General features: G+C 67.8%; 13 protein-coding genes. 9 read left to right on the forward strand and 4 right to left on the reverse strand.

Annotation, left to right across the window (positions count from 1 at the left end; all coding sequences use genetic code 11):
* Positions 1–129: 129 nt before the first annotated feature.
* From WBL05_RS08340 to WBL05_RS08380, 9 genes are all read left to right on the forward strand, one after another.
* Complete coding sequence (locus WBL05_RS08340) at positions 130–2,859, forward strand: cation-transporting P-type ATPase (protein ID WP_424225157.1); 2,730 nt, start codon at positions 130–132, stop codon at positions 2,857–2,859.
* Positions 2,860–2,946: 87 nt separating this feature from the next.
* Entirely contained in the window at positions 2,947–5,757 is a 2,811-nt protein-coding gene (locus WBL05_RS08345) for a cation-translocating P-type ATPase (protein ID WP_424225159.1), read from the forward strand.
* Between the two features lie 140 nt (positions 5,758–5,897).
* Positions 5,898–7,067, forward strand: coding sequence for an ABC transporter substrate-binding protein (locus WBL05_RS08350; protein ID WP_424225161.1), 1,170 nt, complete (start codon positions 5,898–5,900; stop codon positions 7,065–7,067).
* 69 nt (positions 7,068–7,136) lie between these two features.
* Positions 7,137–8,021 (forward strand): branched-chain amino acid ABC transporter permease, encoded by an 885-nt coding sequence (locus tag WBL05_RS08355; RefSeq protein WP_424225163.1) that lies wholly within the window; start codon positions 7,137–7,139, stop codon positions 8,019–8,021.
* A complete protein-coding gene (locus WBL05_RS08360) occupies positions 8,021–9,001 on the forward strand; it encodes a branched-chain amino acid ABC transporter permease (RefSeq protein ID WP_424225165.1) in 981 nt (326 codons plus the stop codon). Before WBL05_RS08355 ends, WBL05_RS08360 begins: the two co-directional genes overlap by 1 nt.
* The gene (locus tag WBL05_RS08365) at positions 8,998–9,789 is read left to right on the forward strand and encodes an ABC transporter ATP-binding protein (RefSeq protein ID WP_424225167.1); all 792 of its coding nucleotides are present in this window, start codon (positions 8,998–9,000) and stop codon (positions 9,787–9,789) included. Before WBL05_RS08360 ends, WBL05_RS08365 begins: the two co-directional genes overlap by 4 nt.
* Complete coding sequence (locus WBL05_RS08370) at positions 9,782–10,486, forward strand: ABC transporter ATP-binding protein (RefSeq protein WP_424225169.1); 705 nt, start codon at positions 9,782–9,784, stop codon at positions 10,484–10,486. Before WBL05_RS08365 ends, WBL05_RS08370 begins: the two co-directional genes overlap by 8 nt.
* A 3-nt stretch (positions 10,487–10,489) precedes the next feature.
* Positions 10,490–11,134, forward strand: a complete 645-nt coding sequence (locus WBL05_RS08375; RefSeq protein WP_424225171.1) for a CBS and ACT domain-containing protein — start codon at positions 10,490–10,492, stop codon at positions 11,132–11,134.
* Between the two features lie 18 nt (positions 11,135–11,152).
* Complete coding sequence (locus tag WBL05_RS08380; RefSeq protein ID WP_424225173.1) at positions 11,153–12,331, forward strand: ABC transporter substrate-binding protein; 1,179 nt, start codon at positions 11,153–11,155, stop codon at positions 12,329–12,331.
* A 3-nt stretch (positions 12,332–12,334) separates the two neighbouring features.
* Here WBL05_RS08380 and WBL05_RS08385 read toward each other — a convergent pair whose 3' ends face one another.
* The 4 genes from WBL05_RS08385 to yaaA are packed head-to-tail and all read right to left on the reverse strand — an operon-like array spanning position 12,335 to position 15,316.
* Positions 12,335–13,078 (reverse strand): 2,3-bisphosphoglycerate-dependent phosphoglycerate mutase, encoded by a 744-nt coding sequence (locus WBL05_RS08385; protein WP_424225175.1) that lies wholly within the window; start codon positions 13,076–13,078, stop codon positions 12,335–12,337.
* The gene (locus tag WBL05_RS08390; protein ID WP_424225177.1) at positions 13,071–13,823 is read right to left on the reverse strand and encodes a fructosamine kinase family protein; all 753 of its coding nucleotides are present in this window, start codon (positions 13,821–13,823) and stop codon (positions 13,071–13,073) included. Before WBL05_RS08390 ends, WBL05_RS08385 begins: the two co-directional genes overlap by 8 nt.
* Before the next feature lie 33 nt (positions 13,824–13,856).
* Positions 13,857–14,534 (reverse strand): IMPACT family protein, encoded by a 678-nt coding sequence (locus WBL05_RS08395; protein WP_424225179.1) that lies wholly within the window; start codon positions 14,532–14,534, stop codon positions 13,857–13,859.
* Positions 14,531–15,316, reverse strand: coding sequence for a peroxide stress protein YaaA (gene yaaA / locus WBL05_RS08400; RefSeq protein WP_424225181.1), 786 nt, complete (start codon positions 15,314–15,316; stop codon positions 14,531–14,533). Before yaaA ends, WBL05_RS08395 begins: the two co-directional genes overlap by 4 nt.
* Positions 15,317–15,366: the final 50 nt, after the last annotated feature.

The following is a 15,366-nucleotide window of genomic DNA, read 5'->3' on the forward strand; positions in this document are numbered from 1 at the left end:
TCCTGACGTGTTCTCCAACCTAAACGGCGGAAACGATCCGGATAGACTCACCGGGGTAAATGACGCCAAGAGCTTAATCAACACGACGTCGGACGGTCGCAACGGTTCATTGCATACGGTGGAGGTGTCATGGATACCCAGATTGCGCGCGAACGCCAGGACATGCTTGTGCCCGAGACCCCGCACGCCCTGCCCTCCAAACAGGTGCTCGCCCAGCTGGGAGCCTCGGACGACGGCCTGAGCGCCCAGGAGGCAGCCACTCGGCTGGAGAGCCATGGGCCGAACCGGCTGCCGGAGCCGCAGAAGGAATCGAAGCTGAAGCGCTTCTTCAAGCACTTCAACGACGCGCTGATCTACGTCCTGCTGGCCGCTGCCGTGATCACCGGCGTCCAGGGCCACTGGATCGACACCGCGCTGATCCTGCTGGTGGTCGTCTTCAACGCCGTGATCGGCTACGTCCAGGAGGGGCAGGCGGAGAACGCCCTGGCGGGCATCCGGCAGATGCTGTCCGCCACCGCAACCGCCCGGCGCGACGGCGAGTGGGTAGTGGTGGATGCCGAAGACCTGGTGCCGGGCGACCTGGTCCGGCTGGGTGCCGGCGACCGCGTCCCGGCCGACGTACGGTTGTTGCGAGCCACCGACCTGCAGGTAGAAGAGGCCGCACTCACCGGCGAATCAGTGCCGTCGGACAAGCAGACCGACCCGGTGGACGCCGACGCAGGCATCGGCGACCGTTCGTCGATGGCCTTCTCCGGCACCCTGGTGACCGCCGGCACCGCCCTCGCCGTCGTGACCGGCACCGGCCAGCACACCGAAATCGGCAAGATCAACACCATGGTCGCCGAAGTGGAGACCCTGGCCACCCCGCTGACCAGGGCGATGGCCCGGTTCAGCAAGGTGCTCTCGCTGATCGTCGTCGGGATCGCGGTCCTGCTGTTCTTCATCGGCCTGATCTTCCACGACTTCACCCTCGGTGAGCTGTTCGTGGCCGCGATCGGCTTCGCGGTGGCGACCATCCCCGAGGGGCTGCCCGCGATCCTGACCATCACGCTGGCCCGGGGTGTGCAGCTGATGGCCAAGCGCAACGCCATCACCCGCAAGCTCAACTCGGTGGAGACGCTGGGCTCGGTCACCACCATCTGCTCGGACAAGACCGGCACCCTGACCAGGAACGAGATGACCGTCCAGCAGGTCGTCACGATTTCCGGGCAGTACCAGGTCACCGGCACCGGCTACGCCCCGGAGGGTCAGCTGGAGCGGGACGGCCAGCCGGTCAGCCTCGACGACCACGACGACCTGCGCGCGCTGATCACCGTCGCCGGGTTGGCCAACGACTCCGAGGTGCGCCGCGCCGACGACGACTGGAAGCTGCTCGGTGAGCCAACCGACGGGGCCCTGCGGGTGCTCGCCATGAAGACCGGGTTCGAGGCCGGCGGCTCGCGGGTGGCGGGCGTGCCGTTCAACTCCACCAACAAGTGGATGGCCACCCTGGACGACCACGGCGGCGCCCGGATCGTCAACCTGAAGGGCGCCCCGGACCGCATCCTCGCCCTGTGCAGCTGGCAGGGCGCCGGCCCGGACGCTCGCGACGACCTCGACCACCAGCACTGGGAGGACGAGATCGACCGGCTGAGCGAGCAGGGACTACGCGTCCTCGCTGCCGCCGTGCGGACGGCTGACGATGCCGATGAACTGACCGCCGATGACGTGGACTCCGGTGGCTTCGTGATGCTCGGCCTGTACGGCATCATCGATCCTCCTCGCCCGGAGGCGATCGAGGCCATCGCCGAGTGCCAGCGCGCCGGTATCGACGTGAAGATGATCACCGGCGACCACGCTGGTACCGCGTTGGCCATCGCCCGCGAGATGGGTATCGGCGACGGCCGGACCGCGATCACCGGATCCCAGATCGAAGAGGCCTCGGACGCCGAACTCCAGGAGCTGGTCAGGACCAGCGATGTCTTCGCCCGCACCTCACCGGAGCACAAGCTGCGGCTGGTCACCGCCCTGCAGGCCAACGGGGAAGTGGGGGCGATGACCGGCGACGGCGTGAACGACGCCCCCTCGCTCAAGCGTGCCGACGTCGGGGTGGCAATGGGCATCAAGGGGACCGAGGCCACCAAGGAGGCGGCCGAGATCGTGCTGGCCGACGACAACTTCGCCAGCATCGAGAAGGCCGTCGAGATGGGCCGGACCATCTACGACAACCTGCGCAAGTCGATCGTCTTCATCCTGCCGACCAACGGCGCCGAGGGCGTGGTGATCCTGATCGCCATCATCGCAGGGCTGTCGCTGCCGCTCACCCCGGTGCAGATCCTGTGGGTCAACATGCTGACCTCGATCACCTTGTCGATCGCGCTGGCCTTCGAGCCGTCCGAGCCCGACATCATGAAGCAGCCGCCACGCGACCCCAACAGCGGCCTGCTCAGCAGGCTCACCCTGGCCCGGATCATCTACGTGTCGCTGATCATCGCCGGCGCCACGCTGCTGATCTTCGGCCTGACGATCAGCCAGACCGGCTACTCCCTCGAGGTGGCCCGCACCATGGCGGTCAACACGCTGGTCTTCGGCCAGATCTTCTACCTGTTCAACGTGCGGTACATGCGGCAGTCCAGCCTGCGGCTGGCGATGTTCACCACCAACCCGATCGCCTGGATCTGCGTGGCCGGTGCCATCGTCCTGCAGTTGCTGTTCACCTACGTACCGTTGCTGAACACCGCGCTGAGTTCGGCACCGCTGAATCCCGCCCAGTGGTTGTACCCGGTCGGGGTGGGTCTGCTGGTCTTCGTCGTCGTCGAGGTCGAGAAGGCGGTCGGCCGTGCCCGCCGCGCTCGCCAGGACGAGTCCGCCGACTCCTGAGCCGGCCCGCCGGTCGCGTCCACCCTCCCGGGTGTGATCCGTCGACGATCAGTGCTTCGGCTTGAGAGTGCGTCGTAGGTTGGACTGGTGGCCCACACCCTTGAGATAGACCCGATCACCAGCACGGCCGAAGAGGTTGCCGCAGCACTCGGCACCGACCCGGAAACGGGTCTCAGCTCGCAGGAGGCGGCCCGCCGCCTGGCCGAGTATGGCCCGAACGAACTGCAGGGCACCCCGCCCACCCCCAGGTGGAAGCTGTTCGTCGCCCAGTTCAACTCGCCACTGATCTACCTGCTGCTAGGGGCGATCGTCATCTCGACGATCGCCTGGGCGCTGGACCCCGGGTCCGACCCGGTTCCGGTGGACGCGATCGTCATCGCGCTGATCGTGTTGCTCAACGCGGTGCTCGGCTACGTCCAGGAGTCCAAGGCGGCCGACGCGGTCGCCGCGCTGCAGAGCATGACCACGGCGCACTCGGTGGTGCTGCGCGACGAGAAGCGGATGGAGATCAACTCCACCGACCTGGTGGTCGGGGACATCCTGGTGCTGGGGGAGGGTGACGAGGTCGGCGCCGACGGTCGGCTGGTCTACTCCTCCGCCCTGCGGATCGCCGAATCCTCGCTGACCGGCGAATCCGAACCGGTCGAGAAGGAGCCCGGGGTGCTCTCCGGCGAGGTGGCGCTCGGCGACCGCACCAACATGGTGCACAAGGGCACCGCGGTCACCCAGGGCGTCGGCCGGGTGGTGGTGACCCACACCGGAATGGCCACCGAGATGGGCGCGATCGCCACCATGCTGGACAGCACGGAGGAGGAACCCTCACCGCTGACCAGGGAGATCGAGTACCTGGGCAAGGTGCTGGGCATCGCGGTCATCATCATCGCCGCGGTCGTGATGGCCACCGCAATCCTGATGTCGCCCAACCGTGACCTCAACGCCATCATCGACGCGCTGATCCTGGCGGTCTCGCTGGCCGTGGCCGCGGTTCCCGAGGGCTTGGCGGCGATCCTGACCGTGGTGCTCTCGATGGGCACCCAGCGGATGGCCGCCCAGAACGCCATCGTCAAGGACCTGAGCTCGGTCGAAACCTTGGGCTCGGCGTCGGTCATCGCGTCCGACAAGACCGGCACCCTGACCCGCAACGAGATGACCATCCAGAAGGTGGTGACGGCCAGCGGCGAGATCGACATCAGCGGCGTCGGTTACAGCCCCGAAGGTGGCGTCACCGAGTCCGGCAAGCCGCTCATGGACGGAACCAAGGTGCTGGCCGAGGCCCAGGTGGCGCTGCGCGGCGGAGCGATCGCGAACGACGCCAGCCTCGACCGGGACGAGGAGGGCAGCTGGCAGATCCAGGGCGATCCCACCGAGGCCGCCTTCCTGGTCGCCGCGCACAAGGTCGAGGGCGTCATCAACGACACCCGCGCCTACGAACGGCTTGGTGAGGTACCGTTCACCAGCGCACGCAAGATGATGTCGGTGGTCGGTGAACTGCCCGACGCCGGCACAGTCATGTACACCAAGGGTGCACCGGACGTCCTGTTGTCGAACTGCAGCACCGTGCTGGTGGGGAACGAACAGGTGCCGCTGGACGACGAGCGGCGCGCCCGGATCCTGGCCAAGACCGAACGGTTGGCCGGGCAGGCCTACCGCACCCTGGCGGTCGCCTTCCGCGACCTGGCCAGCGTGGCCGAACTCGGTGAGGAGTTCGACGAGGAGGACGAATCCGACCTCTGCTTCGTCGCCATCGCCGCCATGATCGACCCGCCGCGCACCGAGGCCGCGGCGTCCGTCGCCGAGGCGCACCGGGCGGGAATCCGGGTGCTGATGATCACCGGCGACCACCCGGCCACCGCGGCCCGCATCGCCTCCGACCTGGGCATCGTCGAGCCCGGCGAGGAAGCGGTCACCGGCGTCCAGATCGACCGGATGGACGACGCCGGGTTCGCGCAGGCGGTCCGGGACCACTCGGTCTTCGCGCGAGTGACACCCAAGCACAAGATGCGGATCGTCGACACCCTTCAGGCGCAGGGCGAGATCATCTCGATGACCGGCGACGGGGTGAACGACGCCCCGGCACTGAAGTCGGCCGACATCGGCGTGGCCATGGGCATCACCGGCACCGAGGTCACCAAGGAGGCCGCGAACATGATCCTGGCCGACGACAACTTCGCCACCATCGTGGCGGCGGTCAAGCAGGGCCGGATCATCTTCGACAACATCCGCAAGTTCCTGCGCTTCCTGCTCAGCTCCAACATGGGTGAGGTCATCACCGTCTTCTTCGGCACGCTGCTGGCCGGTGTGCTGGGACTGCGGATGGAGGACGGCTCACTCATCGCGCCGCTGCTGGCCACCCAGATCCTGTGGATCAACCTGCTCACCGACTCCGCTCCGGCACTGGCGATGGGCGTCGACCCGGCCGTCGACGACGTGATGGCCCGCAAACCCCGCAAGATCACCGATCGGGTGATCAACCGGCACATGGGCGGACGCATCCTGCTGCTGGGTCTGATCATGGGCGTCTCAACCCTGTTCGTCCTCGACTGGTACCTGCCGGGCGGGCTGTTCGACGGCTCAGGCAGCGTGGACATGGCCCGCACCGCGGCCTTCACCACCCTGGTGCTGGCGCAGCTGTTCAACGCGTTCAACTCCCGTTCGGCCTACCAGAGCGCGTTCAAGGACGCTTTCTCCAACCACTGGCTGTGGTGGGCGGTGCTGGTGGCGCTGGCGCTGCAGGTGCTGGTGGTCCACGTGCCGTTCCTGCAGGACGCCTTCGGCACCACCGCGCTGAGCCTCGGCCAGTGGCTGTTCTGCCTGGCGGTGGCGTCCTCGGTGCTGTGGATCCAGGAGATCCACAAGCTGATCCTGCGCTGGCAGGGCCGCGAGGACATCGACGAATGACTCCCGCCGGCAACGGTTGGGTCGCGATCAGGTAACAACTTGGTCGCGACCCACGCGGCGCGGCTGAGACGCGCCGGCCGGAACTGGTGGAGCGTAATAGTCTTCGGGCACGACGGATTGACTGATCGAAAGAGGTTCACATGAAGCGCAGATTCGCCGCGATCGCGGCCGCTGCACTGTCGCTGTCGCTGTTCGCGGCCTGCGGCGGCGACTCCGGTACGGCAAGTTCCGATGCCGAAGTGGTGAAGGTGGGCGTCAACTACGAGCTCTCCGGCCCGGTCGCGACCTACGGCGACGCCAATGTCAAGGGTATCGAGATGGCCTTCGAGGAGATCAACGCCGCTGGCGGCGTCGACGGCAAGCAGGTCGAGATCGTCAAGTACGACAACAAGTCCGAGCCTGCCGAGGCCACCACGCTGGCCACCAAGCTGATGACCCAGGACGACGTCGTCGCGATCATCGGTCCGGCCACCTCAGGTTCGTTCAAGGCCACCATCCCGGTCGCCAACCAGAACCGGATCCCGGTGATCTCCGGCTCCGCCACCGCCGAGGACGTGACCGTCAGCAACGGGCAGCTGCAGGAGTACGCCTTCCGGACCTGCTTCTCCGACTCCTTCCAGGGCACCGCGATGGCGAACTTCGCCACCAAGAACCGGGACGCCCAGACCGCGGTGATCCTCAAGGACACCTCGTCCGACTACGCCAAGGGTCTGGCAGACAACTTCCGGGCCACCTTCGAGGAGGCCGGCGGAACGATCGTCGGCGACGAGGGCTACGTCGCCGGTGAGACCAACTTCAACTCGGTTCTGACCCGGATCCGCGGGCTCGAGTTCGACGTCATGTACGTGCCCGGTTACTACGAGGAGGTCGGCCTGATCATCAAGCAGGCCCGCGACCTGGGCATCACCCAGCCGGTGCTGGGCGGCGACGGCTTCGACTCTCCGGTGCTGCTGGAGAAGGCCGGCGCCGAGGCGCTGAACGACGTCTACTACACCAACCACTACTCGTCGCTGGATTCCGACCCGCAGGTCCAGGACTTCATCGCTGCCTTCAACGAGAAGTACGGTGAAGACCCCAACGCGTTCAACGCGCTCGGCTACGACACCGCCTACTTCGTCGCCGACGCCATCGGCCGGGCCAGTGAGCTGACCGGCGAGGCGGTCGCGCAGGCCATGGAGCAGACCCAGAACTTCTCCGGCGTCACTGGTACCTTCAGTATCGACCCCGAGACCCACGAGCCGATCAAGCAGGCCCTGGTGATCGAACTGCAGGACGGCGTCCCCGTCTCTGCCGAACCTGCCGCATTGTGAGCTGAAGATCATGGGGTGGGGGAGTGGTTCCTCCACCCCATGATCGTGCCCTGACCAGGAAGCAACCGGATGGACCAGATACTCCAACAGCTGATCAACGCCCTGTCGTTGGGCAGCATCTACGCGCTCATCGCGCTGGGCTACACGATGGTCTACGGCATCATCCAGCTGATCAACTTCGCCCACGGCGATGTCTACATGGTGGGTGCCTACGTCGGGTACGCGTGCATGGCCCATCTCAACCTGGACTTCTTCGTCTCGCTGCTGATCGCCATGGCAGCCTGCACCGTGCTCGGCGTGGTGATCGAACGGCTGGCCTACAAACCGTTGCGCAACTCCACCCGGATCGCCGTCCTGATCACGGCGATCGGGGTCTCGTTACTGCTTGAGTACACGATGATGTACTTCGTCGGTGCGCAGAGCCGGGCCTATCCGCCGCTGCCCGAGTTCATGAGCCGCACCTTCCGGCTGGGCGAGGTCAGCATTACCTCGCTGCAGATCCTGATCATCGCGATCTCGGTGCTGCTGATGGTCGGGCTGCAGTTCATCGTCCAGCGCACCAGGCTGGGCAAGGCGATGCGCGCGGTCTCCCAGGACCGCGACGCCGCCCAGCTGATGGGCATCAGCGTCGACAACACCATCTCGTTCACCTTCGCGCTCGGCTCGGCACTGGCCGGCGCGGCCGGTGTGCTGGTCGGCATCTACTACAACTCGGTCAACCCGCTGATGGGCATCCTGCCTGGCCTGAAGGCGTTCGTCGCCGCCGTGCTGGGCGGCATCGGCCTGATCCCCGGTGCGCTGCTGGGCGGCTACGTCATCGGCGCCACCGAGACCCTGGTCGCCAGCGTCGGCTTCTCGATGCTGCGGGACGCGGTGGTGTTCGCGCTGCTGATCCTGGTGCTGATCGTCAAGCCGAGCGGTCTGCTCGGCAAGAACGCGCGGGAGAAGGTGTGATGACCGCCCGGCGCAAGGCCATCCTGGTCAAGACCGCCGCCCTGGCCGCGGTTTACTTCGGCGTCCTGCTGCTGGTGCAGGTGGGCGTCATCGACGCCTACATCCAGGCCACCATGGTGACCATCTGCGTCAACATCATGCTGGCCGTCAGCCTCAACCTGATCACCGGTTTCACCGGCCAGTTCTCGCTCGGGCACGCCGGGTTCATGGCGATCGGGGCCTACTCGACCGCGCTGATCACGATGTCGATCCCGACGGTGCCGGGCTTCGTGCTCGGCCTGCTGACCGGGGCGGTGCTGTCCGCGCTGGTCGGCTTCCTGATCGGCCTGCCCACCCTGCGGTTGCGCGGCGACTACCTGGCGATCGCCACCTTGGGCATGGCCGAGATCATCCGGGTCCTGCTGCTGAACTTCGAGTTCAGCAATGGCGCGGCCGGGCTGTCCGGGATCCCGCAGTTCGTCAACTGGAGCTGGCTGTTCGTGCTGACGGTCGGCACCGTCGTGCTGATCACCAACTTCCTGGGTTCGCGGCACGGCCGTGACTGCGTCGCGGTTCGTGAGGACGAGATCGCCGCCGAGTCCATCGGTGTGCGCTCCACCCAGGCCAAGACGCTCGCCTTCACCGTGGGTGCCTTCTTCGGCGCGATCGCGGGCGGGGTCTACGCGTCCTACTTCTACTTCATCAAGCCCGACCTGTTCGGGTTCATGCAGTCGGTCAACATCCTGGTGATCGTGGTGCTGGGCGGTCTGGGTTCGATCTCCGGCTCCATCATCGCCGCGGTACTGCTGGCCATCGTCTCCACGCTGCTGCAGCCGTTCCCGGAGATCCGGATGATCCTGTACTCGGCGGTGCTGGTGCTGTTGATGGTCTTCCGTCCGCAGGGCATCATGGGGTCGCGTGAGGTCTCGCTGGCCATGTTCAAGCGGCTGCTGCCCAGCCGCGGCCCGCGCGCCAAGGTGAGCGCGGAGGACGCCGGATGACCACACCGATCCTGGAGGTGACCGACCTCACCCGCAACTTCGGTGGCCTGGCCGCGCTCAGCAACGTCGACCTCACCCTGCAACCGGGGGAACTGGTCGGCCTGATCGGCCCGAACGGGGCCGGCAAGACCACCGCGTTCAACCTGCTGACCGGGGTCTACCCGCCGTCGGCGGGAACCATCAAGTTCACTCCCGGCGAGAACACGATCAGCCTGGGCGGACGCAAACCCTACGACATCTGCCGCGCCGGGGTGGGCCGCACCTTCCAGAACATCCGGCTGTTCAAGGACCTCTCGGTGCTCGACAACGTCGTGATCGCAATGGAGCAGGCCCAGACCTACTCGCTGATCAGCTCGTTCTTCCACACCCCGGCCTGGTCCCGGGCGCGAGCCGAGGTGCTGGACCGCAGCCGCGAGTTCCTGCAACTGCTGCGGCTGGAGCACAAGGCCCACGACCTGGCCCGCAACCTGTCCTACGGCGAGCAGCGCCACCTCGAGATCGCCCGGGCGCTGGCCACCAACCCGCGCCTGCTGCTGCTGGACGAACCGGCAGCCGGCATGAACCCCGCCGAGACCGCCCAGCTCACCGAGCTGATCAGCTGGATCCGCGAGAACTACCACCTGACGATCCTGCTGATCGAACACGACATGAGCCTGGTGATGGCGATCTGCGAGCGGATCTACGTGCTCGACCACGGCATCGTCATCGCGTCCGGAACCCCCGACGAAGTGCAGCACAACCCGCGGGTGATCGAGGCCTACCTCGGGCAGGAGGTCAACGGTGTTTGAGATCAGGGACCTCCGCGTCAACTTCGGCGGCATCCAGGCGCTGAAGGGCATCTCGCTGGAGGTTCAGGCCGGCGAGATCGTCACCCTGATCGGCGCCAACGGGGCCGGCAAGACCACCACGCTGCGCACGGCGTCCGGTCTGGAGCGGCCGGCTGGGGGACAGATCTGGCTGGAGGGCAAGGACATCTCGAGGACGTCGGCCCAGGACCGGGTGAAGCGCGGCCTGGTGCAGGTGCCCGAGGGTCGCCGGGTCTTCCCGCGGATGTCGGTGCTGGAGAACCTGGAGCTGGGGGCGTTCCTGCGCCGCGACCGGCAGGGCGTGGCCACCGACCTGCAGCGGGTCTTCGACCGCTTCCCGGTACTGGCCGACCGCCGCACCCAGGACGCCGGCACCCTGTCCGGTGGCGAGCAGCAGATGCTGGCGATGGGCCGGGCGCTGATGGCGGCGCCGAAGGTGCTGCTGCTGGACGAGCCATCAATGGGCCTGGCGCCGCTGTTCGTGCAGGAGATCTTCAGCATCATCGCCGGTATCAACGAAACCGGTACCACGATCCTGCTGGTGGAGCAGAATGCCAACATGGCGCTGCAGGTCGCCAACCGCGCGTATGTGATGGAAACCGGGAAGATCGTGCTCAGCGGATTGCCGAAGGACCTGCTGGCGACCGAGGAAGTGCGCCGCGCCTACCTTGGAGGTTGATCAATGTTCGTGAAGTGGCGGATGACCAACAACCCGTTCACCATCGGGCCGGACGCTACGGTGCCCGAGGCGATCGAGGTGATGCAGCAGAACAAGGTCCGCAAGCTGCCGGTGGTCTCGAACGGCCGGCTGGTCGGCGTGGTCTCCCAGTCGGACATCGACCGGGCGTCCCCGTCGGCGGCCACCTCGTTCAGCGCCGGCGAGATCGCCTACCTGTTCAGCAAGCTCAAGGTGTCCAAGGTGATGACCCGTGACCCGGTCACCATCAGCCCGAACGCGCTGCTCGAAGAGGCCGCCATCGTGATGCGCAACCGCAAGATCGAGATGCTTCCGGTCATGGACGGCGACAACCTGGTCGGGGTGATCACCGAGAGCGACCTGCTGGACGCCTTCATCGAACTGAATGGGGCCCGCGAGAGGGGCACCCGGCTGGTCATCGAGGCCGATGACGCCCCCGGCGTGATGGCCAGGCTGGCCTCCGTCACCGGGGCGGAGCAGACCAACATCACCCACATCGCCGTCTACCGCGGCAACCTCGATCGCAGCCTGGTGGTGCTGGGCGTCAACACCTTGAACACCACCGAACTCGAACGCCGGATCGCGGAGATGGACGGGTTCACCCTCAAGTACCGGCTACGGAACGACTGACTCCGAAGGTCGGACGCGATGTCGGTGCGGCGACGCCTGGTCAGATCGGTGGCCGCGGTCGTGGCCCTGGCTCTGGTGGCCGGCTGCGGGGGCAGCGCCGGTCGCCAACCCCACCTGGGCCAGACCATCCGGATCGGGCTGAACCTGGAGCAGTCCGGTGAGCTGGCATGGTACGGCGATTCGGCGCTGAAGGGCGTCCAGGTGGCGGTGGACGCGGTGAACGCGGCCGGCGGCATCGACGGCCGGCCCATCGAGATGGTTGTGGCGGACAACGGTTCGCAACCCGGTCGGACGGTGGTGTTGAGCGCCCAGATGATGAGTCAGGACAAAGCGCTTGCGGTGCTCGGACCGGTCACCGAGAACCTCTTCCGGGCCACCGCCACGGTGGCCGACCGGCACGAGATCGTCGCGGTGTCGACGCTGGCCTGCAGCAGCGAAGTGCTGGCCATGACCAAGCAGGCCCCGCACCCGTACCTCTTCCGAAGTTGCCTGGGCTACCGGCAGCATGGCGCCGCGATGGCGAACTTCGCAGTCGACGAACTGGATGCCCGGACCGCCGTTGTGCTGCGGTTCACCGAGGGCGCCTACGCCAACTTCGCCGAGGGGTTCAGCGAGCGGTTCAGCGCCGCCGGCGGGCAGGTGGTGACCGACGACGTCATCCTCCCCGACGATACCGACCTGTGGCGCTACGCGGCCCGGCTCGTCGAAGCGCCGGCCGACGTGGTGTACGTGGCGGCGCCGCCCTGGGAGACCGGTCACCTGATCGCGCAGCTGCGCGAATCCGGGCTGGCCCAACCGGTGCTCGGCATCGACGAACTGGACGACCCGGCCCTGCTCGAAGCGGCCGGCGCCGGCGCGCTGAACCGCGTCTACTTCAGCACCGACTACGCGCCGTGGGACACCGGGAGCCCACGGTTGGCGCAGTACATCGAGAGCTATCGGAACACCTGGGACGGCGCCGACCCGAGCAGGTCGAGCGCGCTGGCCCACGACGCGACGCTGATGATCATCGAGGCGATCCGGCGGGCCCGCGAACCGACCGGCGTCGAGGTGCAACGGGCGATGGTCGAGACCCAGGGCCTGTCCGGCGTCACCGGCCGGCTACGGGTGACCTCCGACCACGAGACCATCAAGGACGCACTGGTGGTCGAGTTGGTCGATGGTGCGCCCACCGCGGTGACCCCGGTGGCGCCCTGAGACTCAGGTGCCGCCCTCGGCGGCAACCACCGCTGCCCGTCGGTACGCGGTGTGCGGGTCGAGGTAGCGGGCTGTCGGCCGGTGCCGCCCGAAGCTGTACACCAGCGGCTGACCGGTCGGCAGGTTGAGTCGTTCCACCTGCTCGTCGGGCAACTGCTCGACCAGCGCGCAGACCGCTCGCAGCGAGTTACCGTGCCCGACCAGCACCACGTGCTGCCCGGCGGCCAGGTCCGGTTGCAACTCCTTCCACATCGGCCGGATCCGGTCGATCACTTCCCGCAATGACTCGCTCATCCCCGGCCGCAGCGGGCCCAGCCCGGCGGCCACCAGACCTGCCCAGCCGGCGACCTGCTCGGCGTCCGCGGGTGGTGGTTTGCCGTCCATGGTTCGGCGCAGCCGGAAGAACGCCTCCTCGCCGAGCATCAGGAGGGCCTGCCGCTTGGGCACATTGGTCAGGGCGCCGTAGTCGCGCTCGGCCAGACGCCAATCCTGAACGGCCGGTGGCAGGCCCAGCCGCTCGGCGATCACCTCCGCGGTGCGCCAGGCCCGCTGCAGGGGAGTGGTGATCAGCCGGTCCGGGTGGGTCTGCTCGGCGATCAGCAGCTCGGCCGCCTCATGGCACTGCTGCAACCCGCGCGGGCTCAGCGGCACGTCGAGCAGGCCGGTGAACCGCTGCTCGGCGTTGAAGGTGCTCTCACCGTGCCGAACCAGCACCAGTTCCCCGGTGGGGTTGGGTTGGTCAGGCATAGTGTTGCCCCACCGCCATCGCCTGCGCACCGTAGCCGGAGCCGAACAGCTCGGCGTGCACCAGCAGCGGGTGGAGCTGGTGCAGGCCGGTGCGGCTGCGCCAGTCGGACGGCAGCCCGGCGGCCTCGGCGTAGGCGTCCTCGACCCGCCGCAGCTGGGTGCAGCCGAACAGCGCCAGCATCGCCAGGTCGGTCTGGCCGTGGCCACCGTGCGCGGCCGGGTCGATCATCACGATGCCCTGCTCGGTGGTCAGGACGTTGCCACCCCACAGGTCACCGTGGATTCGGGCGGGTGGGCGGCCATCGTCGAACTCGCCGTCGCGCAGGCGTTCGCAAACCCGTTCGATGAGCGCGAGCCCGGCCGTCGGCAGCGAGCGCCGGTCGTGCGCGGCCCGGGCGTGCGGGAGCAGCCGAAGTTCGGCGTAGAACTCGCCCCAGCACTGGTGGTGGCCGAGCGGCAGCCGGGCGCGACCAATCCAGCCCGGCTGGGTATCGTCCCAACCCTCCGGTCCGCAGCCGAACGATGCCGCGCCGGCCGCGTGGGTGCGGGCCAGGTCGCGTCCGAACTGCGCGGCCGCCACCGGGGTCGTGGCCACCGGTTCGAGCCGCTGCTCGACCAGTTTCCGCTCGTCCCAGGCCAGCACCGGCACCACGGCCGCGCCTTCGGCGTCAGCAAGCCAGGCCAGCCCGTGCGCCTCCCACCGGATCTCGTCCGGGCTTCCGGTCTTGACGAAGTGCTGCGTCATGGGCCAATCGTGGCATGTCCGCGGCGGGCGGGCTCAGGCCTCGTCCAACCAGCGCACCGCGCCCAGCCCGGGGGCCGCGCGGCCACCTGACAACTCGGCCAGCTGGTCGACCATCGCCTCAATGGTGGCTGGCTCGTCGGGTACCGCGAGGGTCAGGTCGGCGTGGTCGGCGCGATAGCTGGTCGGCTCCACGTGCACACCGCGGGACCGCAGGGTGGTCTCTATGCGTCCGGCTTCGGGGATCGGCAGCGGCAGGGTCAGTTCCTGCATCCGCTGCCGGACGACCATCCGCGCGGCGTCCAGGGTGGCGGCCGCGGTGTCGGAGTAGGCCTGCACCAGTCCGCCCGCGCCCAGCTTCACCCCGCCGAAGTAGCGCACCACCGCGACCACCACGTCGGACAGTTCGGTGACCCCGGGCGAGGTCTGGCGTCCGGTGATGGCGTTCAGGATGGGCGCGCCGGCGGTGCCGCTCGGCTCACCGTCGTCGCTGGATCGTTGGGTGTCGCGGTCGGGGCCCAGCACGAAGGCGTGGCAGACGTGCCGGGCGGTGCGGTGCTGCTGGCGGAGATCGGCGAGGAACGACCGGGCTTCTTCCTCGGTCTCGACCCGCGCGGCATACCCGATGAACCTGGACCGCTTGATCTCGATCTCCACACTGGGACGCGCGGTGCGCCGCAGCACCACGTAGTGGTTGGCCTGCGCCTGGCTCATGCAGCCGCCGACCGCACGTAGACCGGGGTGAGGCGGGTGGAGCTGGCCTCGTCGAACCGGTATCCGGATTCGTCGAAGTCGCGCAGCCGGCGCACCGAGCGGATCCGGTTGCGGACCACCCAGCCGGCCATCTCGCCGCGGGCCCGCTTGGCGAAGAACGCAACCATCCGGCGCCTGCCGCCTGGTCCTACCTCCTCGAAGCGGGGCGAGATGATCTCGGCGGTCAGCACGTCGGGGTTCACCACTGCGAAGTACTCCCTGGACGCCAGGTTGAGCACGATTCCCGGGTCGGGTGATTCGGCCAGGTCGGCGGCCAGTATCTCGCTGACCTGGTCGCCCCAGAAGTCGTACAGGTCGCGGCCGCGGTCGGTGGCCAGCCGGGTGCCCATCTCCAGGCGGTACGGCTGGATCAGGTCGAGCGGCCGCAGCACCCCGTACAGCCCGGACAGGATCCGGACGGTCTTCTGCGCCTCGGTGAAGTCCCGCTCGCCGAATCGGGTGGGAGCCGACATGCCACGGTAGACGTCGCCGGCGAACGCCAGCACTGCCTGCCGGGCGTTGTTGGTGGTGAATGGCGGGTCGAAGTCCCGGTAACGGGTCGCATTGAGGGCGGCCAGTTCGTCCGAGATGCCCATCAGGGACGCCACCTCGGCCACCGACTTGGTGCGCATGACCTCAATCAGCCTCACCGACTCGTCCAGCAGCCTCGGCTGGGAGTGCTTGCGGGTGACCGGTCTGGACTCGAAGTCGAGGCTCTTGGCGGGGGACAGCAGCACCAGCATGCGGGCAACGGTACCCGAGCCCGCAGGGGCTCCCGGCCAGCCTGTCGGTC

The sequence above is a fragment of the Brooklawnia sp. genome, assembly GCF_049651565.1.
GTDB lineage: Bacteria > Actinomycetota > Actinomycetes > Propionibacteriales > Propionibacteriaceae > Brooklawnia.

Coding starts and splice junctions, on each gene's coding strand:
- WBL05_RS08385 (WP_424225175.1), bottom strand. CDS start 13,078: ATGCCTGACCAACCCAACCCCACCGGGGAACTGGTGCTGGTTCGGCAC.
- WBL05_RS08375 (WP_424225171.1), top strand. CDS start 10,490: ATGTTCGTGAAGTGGCGGATGACCAACAACCCGTTCACCATCGGGCCG.
- WBL05_RS08365 (WP_424225167.1), top strand. CDS start 8,998: ATGACCACACCGATCCTGGAGGTGACCGACCTCACCCGCAACTTCGGT.
- WBL05_RS08355 (WP_424225163.1), top strand. CDS start 7,137: ATGGACCAGATACTCCAACAGCTGATCAACGCCCTGTCGTTGGGCAGC.
- WBL05_RS08340 (WP_424225157.1), top strand. CDS start 130: ATGGATACCCAGATTGCGCGCGAACGCCAGGACATGCTTGTGCCCGAG.
- yaaA (WP_424225181.1), bottom strand. CDS start 15,316: ATGCTGGTGCTGCTGTCCCCCGCCAAGAGCCTCGACTTCGAGTCCAGA.
- WBL05_RS08380 (WP_424225173.1), top strand. CDS start 11,153: ATGTCGGTGCGGCGACGCCTGGTCAGATCGGTGGCCGCGGTCGTGGCC.
- WBL05_RS08390 (WP_424225177.1), bottom strand. CDS start 13,823: ATGACGCAGCACTTCGTCAAGACCGGAAGCCCGGACGAGATCCGGTGG.
- WBL05_RS08360 (WP_424225165.1), top strand. CDS start 8,021: ATGACCGCCCGGCGCAAGGCCATCCTGGTCAAGACCGCCGCCCTGGCC.
- WBL05_RS08395 (WP_424225179.1), bottom strand. CDS start 14,534: ATGAGCCAGGCGCAGGCCAACCACTACGTGGTGCTGCGGCGCACCGCG.
- WBL05_RS08350 (WP_424225161.1), top strand. CDS start 5,898: ATGAAGCGCAGATTCGCCGCGATCGCGGCCGCTGCACTGTCGCTGTCG.